The organism is Streptomyces sp. NPDC102283, from assembly GCF_044766265.1.
In the GTDB taxonomy this organism is placed as follows: Bacteria; Actinomycetota; Actinomycetes; order Streptomycetales; family Streptomycetaceae; genus Streptomyces.
Genome location: NZ_JBIWLQ010000002.1, coordinates 69399 through 85132 on the forward strand (window position 1 = coordinate 69399; position 15734 = coordinate 85132).

Genomic DNA, 15734 nt, shown 5'->3' on the forward strand with positions numbered 1-15734 from the left:
TCAGCCACCGGCACGCGCGTCCTGCCGCCGCAGTCCGGCGGCGAGGCCGGCCGCGGTGCGGTGCCGGAAGACGTCCCGGGGAGCCGCCGCCCAGCCCCCGGCCCGCAGGAGCCCGGCAAGGCGCACCGTGACGATGCTGTCGCCGCCGAGGGCGAAGAAGTCGTCGTCGGCGCCGATCCGGGGCAGGGCGAGCACCTGGGCCATGGCGGCGCACACCGCGCTCTCCCGCTCCCCCACCGGCTCCCGACCGCCGACCGCGGCGCCGAAGTCGGGGGCGGGCAGCCGGCCCCGGTCCAGCTTGGCGTTGGCGGTGACCGGCAGCGCCTCCAGCAGCACGACCGCAGCCGGGACGAGGTGGCCGGGCAGCCTCTCGGCCAGCCAGGCCCGCAGCGCGACCGGGTCGGGGGCGGTACCGGGGCGGGGCACCCCGTACGCGACCAGGCGGCGCACCCCGTCGTCCTCCCGCGCGACGACGACCACCCGGGCGAGGTCCGGGTGGGCGGCGGCGGCCGTCTCGATCTCGCCCGGCTCGATCCGGAAGCCCCGGATCTTCACCTGGTCGTCGACCCGGCCGAGGAACTCCACCGCCCCGTCCTCCGTCCAGCGCGCCAGGTCCCCCGTCCGGTAGAGCCGGCTGCCGTCGGCGGCGAACGGGTCGGCGACGAAGCGTTCCGAGGTGAGCGCCGCCCGGCCCCGATAGCCCCGGGCCAGCCCGGCCCCGGCCAGATACATCTCCCCCGGCACCCCCGGCGGCACGGGCCGCAGGCCCGCGTCCAGCAGGTGGATCCGCGCGTTGTCCACCGGCCGCCCGATCAACTGGCTCTCGCTGTCGCGGACATGGGCGACCATCGCGTCCACGGTGCCTTCGGTGGGGCCGTACAGGTTGACCACGTCGGTGCCGGGCAGCTCCCGCAGCCGCGCCCACTGGCTGTCGGGGACGGCCTCGCCGCCGACGCCGAGCAGCGGCAGCGGGCAGGTGCCGCCCTCGGTCAGTCCGGCCTGCTCCAACTGGGCGAGCACGGTGGGGGCGACCTCGATGAAGTCGATGGCGTGGTCCCGCAGATAGCGGTGCAGCCGGTCCGGGTCGCGCTGGATGTCCTCGGCCAGGACATGGACGCAGTGGCCGTGGAACATCCACAACTGGGGCTGCCAGGAGGCGTCGAAGGAGAACGACCAAGAGTGCCCCACGTGCAGACGGGAGCGACCGGTGCTCTCGACGACCGGCTCGTACAGGGCACGGCGGTGGCTGTGGAAGAGGTTGACGACGCCCCGGTGGGTGATCACGACCCCCTTGGGGACGCCGGTGGAGCCGGACGTGTAGATGAGGTAGGCCGGGTTCTCCGGCCGCAGCGGGCGCGACCGGTCGGCGTCGGTGGGCGGCCGGCCGGACCGGGCGGCGAGCGCCGCCCGCGTCCCGGGGGCGTCGAGCAGCACGGTGGCCGGGTGCCGGGTGCGGTCGGCGAGGGCGGTGGTGGTGAGCAAGACGGCGGGTGAGGCGTCGGCCAGCATGAACGTCAGGCGTTCGGCCGGGTAGTCGGGGTCCAGCGGCAGGTAGGCGGCTCCGGCCTGGTGCACGGCCAGGATGCTGATGAGCATCTCCTCGGTGCGCGGCAGCATCAGCGCCACGAGGTCCTCGGGCCCGACGCCCCGGGCGATCAGCTCGTGGGCGAGGCGGGCGGCGCGCTCGGTGACGTCGTGGAAGCTCAGGACCCGGTCGCCGCAGACCAGGGCCGGGGCCCCGGGGTCGACGGCGGCCGCCTCCGCGAAGAGGCCGGGCAGGGTCTGCTCCGGGTGGGGCCGGGGTGCGGGGTTCCAGTCGTCGAGGATGCGGCGGCGCTCAAGGGGTGCGAGGGCCTGGAGGCGGTGGACGCGGGTGTCGGGGCGGCTGCCGACCTCGGCGAGCAGGTGGGTGAGCCGGCCCATCAGGGCGGCCGCCTGCTCCGGCCCGAAGAGGTCGGGGCGGTATTCGAGGGTGAGGTGTCCGCCGGGGACGACGGCGAGGGTCAGCGGGTAGTGGGTGGCGTCGGTGTGTTCGCTGCCGGTGACGGTGAGTTCCCCGGACCGCTCGGCGCGGCGCAGTCCCTCCCCGTCGACGAAGTAGTTCTCGAACACCAGCAGGGTGTCGAAGAGTTCGCCCGCTCCGGCGCTCCGTTGGATGTCGGCCAGGCCCAGGTGCTGGTGGGCGGAGAGCTTCGCCTGCTCGGCCTGGAGCCGCGCCAGGGCCTGGCGTACGGTGCCGCCCGCACGCAGGTCGACCCGGACCGGGAGGGTGTTGATGAAGAGGCCGGTCATGGTCTCGACGTCCTCGATCTCCGGCGGCCGTCCGGAGACGGTGGCCCCGAAGACGATGTCCTCGCGCCCGGTGTGGCGGGCGAGCAGCAGGCCCCAGGCGAACTGGATCACCGTGTTGAGGGTGACGTCGGCGCTCCTGGCGAGCGTCTGGAGCCGTTCGCGCAGGGTCGCGTCGAGCCGGTGCGGGATCCGGTCGGAGAGGGCGGGGCGCCTGCCGGGGTCGGCGGGTGCGATGAGCGTCGGCTCCGTGATCCCGTCCAGGGCGGAGCGCCAGGCGTCCTGGGCAGCCCGCTCGTCCTGGGCGGAGCGCCAGGCCAGGAAGTCCCTGAACGACCGGCGCCGGGCCGGGGGTGCGGCGGGGCCGGTGAGGGAGGCGTACAGCGACAGCAGTTCCTGGATCAGGACCGGCACCGACCAGCCGTCGAGGATCGCGTGGTGGTTGGTGACCAGCAGGGCGTGTTCCCGCTCCCCGGTGCGCACCAGCCGCAGGCGCAGCAGCGGCGGCGCGGTGAGGTCGAAGGGCCGGGTGCGATCGTCCTCGGCGAGGGCCCGCAGCCTCTCCTCGCGGGCGTCGGCGGGCTCGGGCCGCAGGTCGTTCTCGGACCAGTCGGGGACCACGTCGTCGAGCACGATCTGTACGGGACGGCTCCCCGCGCTGACGAAAGCGGTGCGCAGAGCAGGGTTGCGGTCGAGCAGGGCGGCCGCGGCGCGGTGCAGGGCGGCCGGGTCGAGGTCGCCGGCCAGGCGCAGGACGAGCTGCATGGTGTAGACGTCGATGTCGTCGCCCGCGAGATGGGTGAGGGCGTACAGCCCTTCCTGGAGCGGGGTGAGCGGCCAGACGTCGCCGATCGCGGGCGACCGCGCCTGGAGCGCGTCGACCTGTCGCTGGTCCAGTCGGACGAGGGGGAAGTCGGACGGGGTGTGGACGGGGTCGGACGGTGCGTCGGCGAGGGTCTTCAGCGCCTCGCACCACAGGTCCAGCAGGCGTTCGGTTTCCTGGGCGTCGAGGATGCCGGTGGCATACGTCCACCGGGTGGCGAGCCTCGGTCCGTCCGGGCCGTCCACGGTGGAGGAGATGATCTCCAGCGGGAAGAGCACGGGAGGGGTGTTGCGGCCCGGGCGCAGGGCGGGGAGCGCCTCCGGGGCGGGCGACCAGGCGGCCGGTTCGGTGTCGCCGGCCGTGCCGTCGGGCCCGGGGAAGCGGCCGAGGTAGTTGAGCACGACCTCGGGGGTGCGGGAGGGTCCGGCCGGGTCGTCCAGGTGGTGGAGCAGCCCGTGGCCGATTCCCTGGTCGGGGGTCTCCCGCAGGTGTTCCTTGACGGCCATCAGGGCGCGGAGGGCCTCGCCACCGGCTGTCCCGGCCGGAGAGGACAGCTCCGGAGCGGAAAGGTCCAGTGCGGAAAGGTCCAGTGCGGAAAGATCGGGTGCGACGGGGTACCAGCTGGTGAACCACCCGACAGTGGTGGACAGTTCGGCTCCCGGCACGACGTTCTCCTCGCGCCCGTGGCCCTCGACGGCGATCACGTCGTGCCCGGCCGGCTGGGCGCGTTCCCGGCGCCAGCGGGCCAGCGCGAGGGCTGCGGCGGCCACGAGGACGTCGTGGACGGAGCCGTGGACGGCGGCGGGGACGCGGGTGATCAGGGCCCGGGTGAGGTCGGGGTCCAGGGTGCGTTCGAGGTGGGCGACGGTCTCCTGGGTGTCGAGGGCGGGGTCGAGGGGGCGGGCCCCGAGGGCGGGGGCGTCGCGCTCCTCGCGGGCCCGCCAGGCGGGGGCCTCGGCGCGGCGGGCCGGGGCGGTCGCGGCGTCGGCGAGCCCCAGGGCCCACTGCCGGAAGGAGGTGGAGCCGCCGTGCGGGGCGGGCGGGTTTCCGGCGAGGACGTCGTCGTGGGCTGCGGCGAGGTCGGCGGTGAGGATCCGCCAGGAGACCCCGTCGACGGCGAGGTGGTGGACGACCAGGACGAGGCGCCCGCCGCGGCCGGGGCCCCGGTCGCACCAGACGGCCCGGACCAGCTCGCCCGCGGCCGGGTCCAGCTGGTCGACGGCTTCGGCGGCCGGGGCGGCGGTCAGCTCGGCCGCCCGCTCCGCGCTCTCCGCTCCCGCGTCCACGTGGCGCAGCACCGGTTCGGTGGGCGGCTCGGCGGGGCCGGGAATGTGCAGGGCCTGGTTGCCCGGCTCTCCCACCAGTGCGGCGCGCAGCATGGGGTGACGGTTCATCAGCCTGGTGAGGGCGGCGGTCAGGGTGGCGCGGGTGGCCTCCGGCGGGGTGACGAGGTGGGCGTACTGGTGGAGCCCGTCGACCGGTCCGCGTTGGAGCGCCCACCGCATGATCGGGGTGAGCGGGGCCCGCCCGGCGGGGTCCAGCCGGGGTACGGAGGCGGGCCCGGTGGTCCTGGCGGCGCGGGCGAGCGCGGCGGGGGTCTTGTGCTCGAAGACGTCCCGGGGGGTGAGGGTCACCCCGGCCTTGCGGGCGCGGGCGACCAGTTGGATGGAGAGGATGCTGTCGCCACCGAGGGCGAAGAAGCTGTCCTCGGCCCCGGCCGCCGGAATGCCGAGCAGTTCGGCGAAGAGCGCGGTGAGCACCGCCTCCCGGATGCCGCGCGGGGCGATGGCGGTGGCCGTGGCGGCGAGGTCGGGTGCGGGCAGGGCGGTGCGGTCGAGCTTGCCGCTGGGGGTGAGCGGCAGGGCGTCCAGGGTGATCAGGGCGGTGGGGACCATGTGGTCGGGGAGCCGTCGGGCGATGCGTTCGGTGATCTCAGCGGTGTCGGGCGCCGTGCCGTTGGCGGGGACGAGGTAGCCGGTGAGGACCGGTCGCCCGGGGACGTCCTCGCGCAGGACGACGGCCGAGGCGGCGACCTGGTGCTCTTCGGCGAGGACGGCCTCGATCTCGCCGAGTTCGACGCGCAGGCCGCGCAGCTTGATCTGTCCGTCGGTCCGGCCGATGTGGACCAGCGCGCCGTCCGCCCGCCGGCGTACGAGGTCGCCGGTGCGGTAGAGGCGTTCGCCGGGGGCGCCGAACGGGTGGGCGACGAAGCGGCCGGCGGTGAGGGCGGGCCGGCCGAGGTAGCCGCGGGCGAGCTGCGGGCCGCTCAGGTACAGCTCGCCGGTGACGCCGTCCGGGACGGGGCGCAGTCCGGCGTCGAGGACGTAGGTGCCGGTGTTGTGGACGGGGCGTCCGATGGGCACGCTGCCGCCCGGCTCGCCGGTGGCCTCCCAGGCGGTGACGTCGATGGCAGCCTCGGTGGGCCCGTACAGGTTGTGCAGGCTCACGCCGGGCAGGACGTCGCGCACCGTCCGGGCCAGGGCGGTGGACAGGGCCTCGCCGCTCGCGATGATCCGGTGCAGTCCGGTGCAGTCGGCGGCACGGGGTTCGGCGGCGAACGCGGACAGCATCGAGGGGACGAAGTGCACGGTGGTGACGCCGTGCCGGATGACCGCCTCGGCGACCTCGGCCGGGTCGCGATGGAGCCCGTCGGGCAGGACCACGAGGGTCGACCCGGTGAGCATCGGCAGGAAGAACTCCCATACGGAGACGTCGAAACCGGCGGGCGTCTTCTGCAGGACACGGTCCTCGGGCCCGAACGGGAAGTGGCCGGCCATCCAGCGGAGCCTGTTGGCGAGGGCGGTGTGGGTGATGACGACGGCCTTGGGGCGGCCGGTGGAACCGGAGGTGTAGAGGACGTACGCGGCGTGCTCGCCGCGCAGCCCGGGGTGGACGCACACGGGTACGGCCGCGTCCAGTTCGGCCCGTACGTCCGGGGCGTCCGTCGCCAGCACGGGGAGGCCGTCGGGGACGGGCAGCCTCTCCCGCAGTGCCGTCAGGGTGATCAGGAGGCGCGGGCCGGCGTCGGTGAGCATGTGGGTGACGCGGTCGGCCGGGTACTCGGGGTCGAGGGGCACGTAGGCCCCGCCCGCGCGCTGCACGGCGTGCAGGGCCACGACGAGGTCGGTGCTCCGGGGCAGGGCGACGGCGACGCGCGTCTCGGGGCCGACGCCCCGGTCCCGGAGGAGGGCGGCGAGCCGCCCCACGCGCCGGTCGAACTCCTCGTAGGAGAGGCTGTTCCCGGCCTCGATCAGGGCGGGTACGGACGTCCCGGCGGCGTACCGCTCGGCGAGGAGCCGCGGCAGGGGCGCGTCAGGCAGGGGCTGTTCCTCGCCGGTGGACGCCGCGAGCACCCGGGCCCGTTGCGGGGCGCTGAGCACGGCGGCCCGGTGCACGGGGAGCTCGGGGCGCGCGACCAGGGCGGCGAGGAGGGTGACGTAGCGGTCGGCCAGGGCCTGGGCGGTGGCGTGGTCGAAGAGGCTGGTCTGGTAGATCAGCATGCCGTTGATCCCGGCCCCGTCAGGTCGCTCGGCGAGGGTGAACTGGAGGTCCAGCTTGGCGACTTCGGGGTCAGCGCTGACCGGGGTGACGTCGAGGCCCGGCAGGGTGAAGGTGTCGTCGGAGACGTGTTGGAAGACCAGGAGGACCTGGAAGAGTGGATTGCGGGCGAGGGTGCGTTCGGGGGCGACGATGTCGACGAGCTGCTCGAAGGGCAGGTCCGCGTGGTCGAAGGCGGCGAGGTCGGTGTCCCGGACCCGGGCGAGCAGTTCGTGGAAGGTGGGGCGGCCACTGAGGTCGGTGCGCAGGACGAGGGTGTTGACGAAGAAGCCGATGAGGTCGTCGAACTTCTCGTCGGTGCGGCCGGCGACCGGGGTGCCGAGAGGGATGTCGGTGCCAGCCCCGTGCGCGGAGAGGAGGACGGCCAGGGCCGCCTGGACCGCCATGAAGACGCTGGTGCCGTTGCGGGCGGCGAGGCTCCGCAGGCCGGCGTGGACCGCCGGGTCGACGGCGAAGGTGACGGTGGCCCCCTCGTGGGTCTCCTCGGCGGGGCGCGGCCGGTCGTAGGGCAGGACGAGTTCGTCGGGCGATCCGGCGAGCGTCCGCTCCCAGAAGGCGGCCTGTCGGGCGACCTGGCTGGTGGGGTCGGTCAGCTCGCCGAGGACGTCGCGCTGCCAGAGCGCGTAGTCGGCGTAGTCGACCGGGAGCGGCTGCCAGTCGTGGTCGGTTCCGGTGACGCGTGCGGTGTAGGCGGTGCGCAGGTCGTCGACGAGGGGGCGCATCGACCATTCGTCCCCGGCGATGTGATGCAGGGTCAGGGCGAGGACGTGGTCGGTCCCGGTGTCCAGGAGCTGCGCCCTGAGCGGGATCTCCTCGATGATGTCGATGGGCTGCGTCACCCGGGCCCGCAGCGCCGCTTCGAGATCCGCCTCGGCGACCTCGGCTATCTCGGCGAAGGACCGGTCGCAAGCGGCGCGGGCGCTCTCCTCGTCGAGGATGTGCTGGTGGGGTAGCCCGTCGGCGTCCGGGTAGACCGTGCGCAGGCTCTCGTGGCGGGCGACGACGTCGCCGACGGCCAGCCGCACCGCCTCCCGGTCCAGTTCTCCGCCCAGGCGGACCACGATGAACAGGTTGTACGTGGCGCTGGGGCCGTCCAGGCGGTGCAGGAACCAGAGGCGGTTCTGCGCGAACGACAGCGGGATGCTCTCGCCGGGGCGTCGTTCGCGGCGCGCCGGGGCTGTGCGGGCGACCGGGCGCGGCAGCACGGTCCTGGCGAGTGCGGCCGGGGTGGGGTGCTCGAAGATGTCGCGCAGGGCGACCTCGGTGCCGAGGGTGGAGCGGAGCCGGTTGGCGAGCTGCATGGCGAGCAGCGAGTGTCCGCCGAGGTGGAAGAAGTCGTCGTCGGGCCCGGTGCGGTCGAGGCCGAGGACGTCGGCGAACAGCTCCCCGAGGACGGCCTCGCGGGCGTCCCTGGGCGCGCGGGCCCGCTCCCCTCCGGAGGCCTGGGGTGCGGGCAGGGCCGCCCGGTCGACCTTGCCGTTGGGGGTGAGCGGCAGTGCGGGGAGCCGCATGACCACCGAGGGGACGAGGTGCTCGGGCAGCCGTTGTGCGAGGTAGGGGCGCAGCCCGGTGGCGGTGCCGGTGACGTAGGCGACCAGGCGCACGGAGCCGCCGGTGTCGGGCAGGCCGACGACGACGGTGTCGGTGACCTCGGGGTGGCTCCGCAGGACGGTCTCGATCTCGCCGGGCTCGACGCGGTGGCCGCGCACCTTCAGCTGGTGGTCGGTGCGGCCGAGGACGCGTAGGGTGCCGTCGTCCTGGAGGCGGGCCAGGTCGCCGGTGCGGTACATCCGGCTGCCGGGTTCGCCGAACGGGTCGGCGGTGAACCGGGAGGCTGTCAGCGCACCCCGGCCGAGGTAGCCGCGGGCGAGGCCCGCGCCGCCGATGTACAGCTCGCCGGGCACACCGGGCGGCACGGGCCGCAACCAGGTGTCGAGGACGCGCAGGGTGGTGTTGCGCAGGGCGTGTCCGACGTGCGGGGCTCCGCCGTCGGGGGCGAGGTCGGCGGCGGTGGACCAGATGGTGGTCTCGGTCGGCCCGTAGAGGTTGAGCAGCCGCGCTCCCCCGGTGGCGAGCCGGTCGGCGAGGTCGGCGGGCAGCGGTTCGCCGCCGCTCAGGACGCACAGGCCGTCCAGCAGCGCCGGGGCGGCGTCGATGATGCCCCGCCACAGGGAGGGGGTGGCCTGGAGGTGGGTGGCTCGGGTGCGCTCGGCGAGGCCGGACAGCAGCAGCGGGTCGAGGACCTCTTCCCGCTCGGCGAGGACGACGGCGGCCCCGGTGACGAGCGGCACGAAGAGTTCCAGGGCGGCGATGTCGAAGCTGACGGTGGTGACGGCCAGGAGCCGTTGTCCGGGACCGGATCCGAGGGTTTCCGCGATCGCGTCGAGGAGGTTGGCGAGGGCCCGGTGGGTGACGACCACACCCTTGGGATTCCCGGTGGAGCCGGAGGTGTGGATGACGTACGCGGTCGCCTCGGGGTCGGGTGTGATGCCGGGCAGTTCGGTGAGAGGCCCTTCGTGGGGTCCCGGGTCGAGGACGGGGTGGCCGGGGCGGATCACCAGCAGCGGGTCGGAGTCCGCCAGGAGGTGGGCGACGCGGTCGGCCGGGAAGTCCGGGTCGACGGGGACGTACGCCGCTCCGGTGGCGGAGACCGCGAGCAGGACGGCGACCAGGTCGGCGCTCCGGGGCAGTGCGACGGCGATCAGCCGCTCGGGGCGGGATCCCAGGTCCCGCAGGCGTCCGGCGACGGCGGTGACCCGGGCGGCGAGGTCGGCGTAGCTCCACTCCTCGTCGCCCGCGATCAGCGCGGGCGCTCCGGGGGTCTCCGCGGCCCGGCGCAGGAAGCGCCCGGCGAGGCCGAGCGGGGTGATGGCGTGGGCGGGCCCGTCGAGTCGGGCCGGATCCGCGAGGGCGGGCAGAACGGTGGCCGCGGTGCTGTCGGGGTGGACGACGAGCTGTTCCAGTACGCAGAGCAGCTGTGCCCCGATGGTGGCGACCCGGTCGACGGCAAGCAGTTCGGGGCGGTGGTCGAGGGCGAGCGCGAGCCGGTCGCGGCCGGGCAGGGCGACCAGGACCAGCGGGTAGTGGGTGGCGTCGTGGCCGCGGGCTCCGGTGACCAGGAGTCCGGCGGCCTCCTCGGTGCGGCGCAACTGCTCGGCGTCGACCGGGAAGTTCTCGAAGAGGACGAGGGTGTCGAAGAGCTCGCGGTGTCCGGCGAGGCGCTGGAGCTCGGCCAGCGGCTCGTACTGATGGTCCATCAACACAGCCTGTTGGTCGCCCAGTTGTCGCACGAGGGCGGCGAGGGTCTGTTCCGGGCGCGGGGTGACCCGGGTAGGCACGGTGTTGATGAACAGGCCGACCATGTCGTGCGAGCCGTCGAGGTCGGCGGGGCGTCCGGAGACGGTGACGCCGAACGTGACGTCGGTGCGGCCGGTGAGCCGGCCCAGTAGCAGGCCCCAGGCACTCTGGAGCACGGTGCTGACGGTGACGTCGTGGGCGCGGGCGAAGGCGTGGACGCGGGCCACCAGGTCGTCCGCCAGCGGGACGTCGACGCGTTCGGGCGTACCCGCGGGCATCGCCGCGGCTTCCGGGACGAGCCGGGTGGGGCCGTCGATCCCGGCGAGCGCCTCCTGCCACAGGCTCCGGGTCGTCGCGCGGTCACGGCCGTTCAGCCAGAGCAGGTAGTCGCGGTAGGGGCGGGGGGCGGGTCCGGGCGCGCCCCGGTAGAGGGCGAGCAGGTCCCTTACGAGCAGCGGTCCGGACCAGCCGTCGAGGAGGATGTGATGGGAGGTGACGGCGAGCAGATGGCGGCGCTCCCCGAGCCGGAGCACGGTGAGCCGCAGCAGCGGAGGGGAGGTCAGGTCGAAGCCCCGTCGCCGGTCGGCCGCCAGGATGTTCTGGGCCCTGCCCTGCCGCCGCCCTTCGGTCAGGTCGGGGGACGTGAGGTCGTAGGCCACCACGGGGATCTCGGCCTCGGCGGGGACGACCTGGAGCGGGTCGGCCCCCCGACGGCCGAGGAACCCGGCCCGGAGGTTCGGGTGGCGGTCCAGGAGGGCGCGTCCGGCCCTGCGCAGCCGCTCGGTGTCGAGGTCGCCCTCGATGTCGAGGGCGGTCTGGGTGGTGTAGACGTCGGGCCCGTCGCCCTCCGCTCCGAAGCCGGTGAGGAAGTACAGCCCGGCCTGGAGCGGGGAGAGCGGCAGCAGGTCGGCGAGGGGGGCGCGGGCCTCCAGGGCGTCGATCTCCGGCTGGTCCACCTCGACGAGCGGGAAGTCGCCGGGGGTGTGTCCGCCGGCCGCCGGGTCGGCCGGCAGGCGGCCCAGGTCCCGCAGGGCGGTGGTCCAGAGGGCGGCGAGGCGCTCGACCTCGGCGCTCTCCAGCAGCCGCCCGGGGAAGCTGAAGCCGGCCTGGAGGGCGGGCCCCTCCGGTCCGTCCACGACGGAGGCGTTGAGGGTGAGGGTGTGTGCCGCGGGCAGCGCGTCGTCCGCTCCCCCGCCGAGGGAGCCGGTCAGGGCCGGTGACCAGGGGGCGGGCGCGTCGGCCTGCTCCGTCGCGCCGGACGCCTGGAAGCGGCCCAGGTAGTTGTAGGCGATGCGCGGTTCGGGCAGGGCGGCGAGGCGGTCGCTCAGGTCGGGGTGGAGGTGGCGCAGCAGGCCGAAGCCGAGGCCGTTGTCGGGTGCGGCCCGCAGTTGTTCCTTGACCCGCTTGAGGGCGGCCGTCAGCCCGTCGCCGCTCGGGGTGCCGAGACCGCCGAGGTCCAGGCGTACGGGGTGCACCGCGGTGAACCAACCCACGGTGCGCGACAGTTCGGCGTCGGGCACCAGGTGGTCGGCGCGACCGTGGCCCTCGATGTCGACGACGACCGGTTCGGTTTCGCCGCGCCAGGCCGCCAGCGCGAGGGCCAGGGCGGTGACCAGGAACGTGTCGGGGCCCGTGTGGAAGCGCTCGGACAGGGCGGTGAGGAGGGGCAGGGTGTGCTCGGGCGCGAGTTCGACGGGGACGGTGGTCACGGTGGCGAGGGTGTCCTGGGCCGGGTCCGGGGCGGGCAGCGTCGCTCCCCCGTCGCCGAGGACGGCTATCCAGTGCGTGGTCTCGGCGACCCGTCCGGGGGCGAGTGCCGCCTCTTCGAGGCCGTGGGCCCAGTCGGCGAAGGAGGTTTCCACCGGGAGGAGTTCGGCGGTGCGGCCGTGGCGTGCGGCTTCGAGGGAGGCGGCCAGGTCCTGGGTGAGGATGCGCCAGGAGACGCCGTCGACGACCGCGTGGTGGATCAGCAGGGCGAGCAGTCCGCCCCGGTCGGGCCCGGCGTCCAGCCAGACGGCGCGGACCATGGCCCCCGCGTACGGGTCGAGCAGCCGGGCGGCTTCGCGGGCGTGGGTACGCAGGGTGGGCAGCAGGTCCGCGCCGGCCGTCTCGACGGCGTCGATCCGGGTCAGCGGCGTCGGGCCGGTCTCCCCGCCGGGGGCGGGGATCTCCAGGGTGCGGTCGGTGAGCCGGGCCCGTAGGACGTCGTGGTGGTCGAGGACGCGCCCCAGTCCGGCGGTGAGCTGTGTGGCGGTCGCACCGGCCGGGGTGTGCAGGACGGTGGACTGGTGGTAGTCGGCGATGGGCCCGCCGCGCTCCACGAGCCAGCGCAGGACGGGGGTGAGCGGGGCGCTGCGCGCGGTGCGCTCGACGGGGGCCGCGGTGTCGTCCACCGTACGGGCGAGGGCGGCGAGTCGCTCGACGGTGCGCCGTTCGAAGACGTCCCGGGGGCTGAGCTTGAGGCCCCGGCGGCGGGCGGCCCCGACGAGCTGGATGGCGGAGATGCTGTCGCCGCCGAGCGCGAAGAAGCTGGTCCCGACACCGACTTCGGGCAGGTGGAGGACGTCGGCGAAGAGGGCGGCGAGTTCCTTCTCCCGGTCGGTGCGCGGGGCGGCGCCTTCGCCGGTGGCGGTGAGGTCGGGGGCGGTGAAGTCAGGGGCGGGCAGGGCCGATCGGTCGGTCTTGTTCGCCGCGGTGAGCGGCAACGCGTCGAGGAGCACGACGGCGGCGGGGACCATGTGGTCGGGCAGGCCCTCGGCGGCCCAGGCGACGAGGTCCGCCGGTCGCGGGGTGTCGCCCGGGGCGGGGACGGCGTGGGCGACGAGCCTGCGGACGCCCCGGTGGTCGGTGTGGCCGGTGACGACGGCCCGGGCGACGGCGGGATGGGCGGTGAGGCGGGCCTCGACCTCGCCGGGTTCGACGCGGAAGCCGCGGATCTTCAGCTGGTGGTCGGTGCGGCCCGCGTACTCCAGCTCCCCCCGCTCGTTCCAGCGGGCCAGGTCCCCGGTGCGGTACATGCGGGTCCCGGGCTCGCCGAACGGGTCGGCGACGAAGCGGTCGGCGGTGATCCGCGGACGCCCGAGGTAGCCGCGGGCGAGGCCGGGCCCGCCGATGTACAGCTCGCCCAGGACGCCGGGCGCGACCGGGCGCAGGGCGCCGTCCAGGACGTAGGCGCGCTTGTTGACGTCCGGGGGGCCGATCGGCACGGGGCCGCCGGTCCATGCGGCCGGAACCTCCCAGGTGGCGGAGTTCACCACGGCCTCGGTGGGTCCGTAGGCGTTGAACAGGCGGTGCCGGTCCGCCCAGGCACGGACGACCTCGGGGGGCAGCGCCTCGGTGCCGACGACGAGGGTCATGTCCTCGGGCAGGGAGGCGTCGAGCGGCAGGGAGGCGACGACGGTCGGCGGGATCACGGCCAGGGTGATGGCGGCCCGGTTCAGGAAGTCGGCGAGCGGTGCTCCGGCACGCTCCTCTTCCGGGACGATCACCAGAGTGGCCCCGGAGAAGAGGGAGTTGGCGAGTTCGGCGAGGGTGACGTCGAAGCTGGGGGACGCGAACTGGGTGACCCGGTCGCCGGGCCGGGTGGCGAAGCGGGCGTGGGACCAGGCGATGAGGTCGACGAGCGGACGGTGCTCGACGAGGACGCCCTTGGGCCGGCCCGTGGAGCCGGAGGTGTGGATGAGGTAGGCGCCGTTGTGCAGGCGCAGGGGGGACCGGCGGTCGGCGTCGGTGGGGTTGTGGTCGGGCAGCCCGTCGGGCAGCCGGTCGGTCGCGATGACGGTCGCGTCGCCGGACCAGGCGGTGTGGTCGGTGCCGGAGTGGGTGAGGACGACGGCGGCCCCGCTGCCGGCGATCAGGCCGGTGAGGCGCTCGGCGGGCTGATCCGGGTCGAGCGGGGCGAAGACGCCGCCCGCCTTGCCGACGGCGAGCTGGGCGACGTGGACGTCGGCGCCCCGGCGCAGGGCGACGCCGACGACGTCCTCGGGGCCGGTGCCCGCCGCGATGAGGGCGTGGGCGAGCCGGTTGGCGCGGGTGTTCAGCTCGGTGTACGTAAGGATGCGTCCGGCGTCGTCGACGGCGGGCCGGTCGGGGTGGGCGGCGGCCTGCCGTTCGAAGAGTTCGGGCAGGGTGGCGGGTTCGACGTGGGCGGTGTCGGCGTTGAAGGTGTTCAGGACCCGGTCGCGTTCCTCGGGGGTGAGGAGGTCGGTGCGGGGCAGCGGTCGGTGCGGGTCGGCGGTGAACTCCTCGATGGCGCGCCGCAGTCGGCCGGCGATGCGTGCGGCGTCGTCCTCGCCGAGGGCGTCGGTGCGGTAGCTCAGCCGCAGGACCGGACCTCCGTCGGCGCCGGGGGCGGCGACCAGGGTGAGCGGGTAGTGGGTGGCGTCCCGGCCGGTGACGGCCTCGACGCGCAGCCCCGCGAACTCCTTCTCCTCCGAGCCACCTTGGTCGTCGGTTCCGGTCTCGACGAGGTAGTTCTCGAACACGCACAGCGTGTCGAAGAGCGGGCCGCCGCTGTCGGTGAGTTTCTGGATCCGGGCGAGCGCGACATGGTGGTGAGCCAGGAGGGCGGCCTGTTCACCGGCGGTGCGCCGGACCAGTTCGGCGAGGGTCTCGTCGTGCCGGATCCGGACGCGTACGGGAAGGGTGTTGATGAACAGCCCGACCATGGACTCGGCCCCGGCCAGTTCGGCGGGCCTGCCGGAGACGGTGGTGCCCGAGACGACGTCCCGGCGTCCGGTCAGGTCGGCCAGGACCAGGGACCAGAGGGCCTGTACGACGACGGGCACGGTGACGTCCAGTGCCCGGGCGGTGGCGGCAAGGGCCCTCGCGGAGCCGGGGGGAAGGTCCACGTCCCGGGCGGCCGGCTGGGCCTGCGGCTGCCCGTCGAGGCCGGGGGCGATGAACGTAGGACCGTCGAGACCGGCCAGCGCCCCGCGCCAGGCGCGCTCGTCGGCCGCGGTGTCCTGGGCGGCGGCCCAGGCCAGGTAGTCCCGGTAGGGGCGGACCTCGGGCAGGGCGGTGGTCGACCCGTCGGCCGCGTACAGGGCGAAGAGTTCCTGGACGACGCGGGCGGTCGACCAGCCGTCCAGCAGGAGGTGGTGGTGGGTGAACAGGAGCCGGTGGCGCTCCAGGGCCAGGCGGATGGCGGTGAAGCGGATCAGCGGCGGCCGGGCCAGGTCGAAGCGGGTGTGCCGGTCGGCGTCGGTGAGGCGTTCGACCCGCCGGTCGCGCTCGGCCGCGTCGAGGCCGGAGAGGTCGGCGTCCTGCCAGGGGAGGTCCACGGTGTGCGGGACGACGGTGACCGGGTCGCCGTTGCGGCGGGTGCGGAAGGCGGCCTTGAGGTTGGGGTGGCGGTTCAGGAGGGCCCCGACGGCGCGGCGCAGGCGGTCCGTGTCGAGCGGTCCCGTCAGGTCCAGGCCGAGCTGCACGTTGTAGACGTCCAGCGCGCTGTCGTCGTAGGACGACAGGAAGTAGAGCCCCTGTTGGAGCGGGGACAGCGGGAGTATGTCCTGCAGTCCCTGGGGTGCGCCGGTCACGTGGTCCTCCACTCGTCTTCGAACTCGTCGATTTCGTCCTGGCTCAGCGACAGCAGGCCGAGGTCGGACGGGGTGTGCCCGGCGGCCTGGGTGCGGGCGGCCGCGACCAGGGTCTCCAGGGCGGTGCGCCACCAGCGGTCCAGGACCGCGATCTCCTCGTCGCTCACGAGCCGGCTCGCGTGGTGCCAGCTGACCGAGAGCTCGGTGCCCGAGGGGCGGCGCAGCGCGGT

2 protein-coding genes (1 of these 2 only partly in view) are annotated in these 15734 nt (G+C 74.8%); both read right to left on the reverse strand.

Features of this window, described 5'->3' with window-relative positions; genetic code table 11:
• Window positions 1–15504, reverse strand: coding sequence for an amino acid adenylation domain-containing protein (locus tag ACIRJT_RS04955; protein ID WP_403904632.1), 15504 nt, complete (start codon window positions 15502–15504; stop codon window positions 1–3).
• Window positions 15501–15734, reverse strand: partial view of an amino acid adenylation domain-containing protein gene (locus ACIRJT_RS04960; RefSeq protein ID WP_403904635.1) — the final stretch only. Its footprint extends 15360 nt past the window's final position; the window shows 234 of its 15594 coding nt (coding positions 15361–15594); its start codon lies beyond the right edge, outside the window; the stop codon is at window positions 15501–15503. Before ACIRJT_RS04960 ends, ACIRJT_RS04955 begins: the two co-directional genes overlap by 4 nt.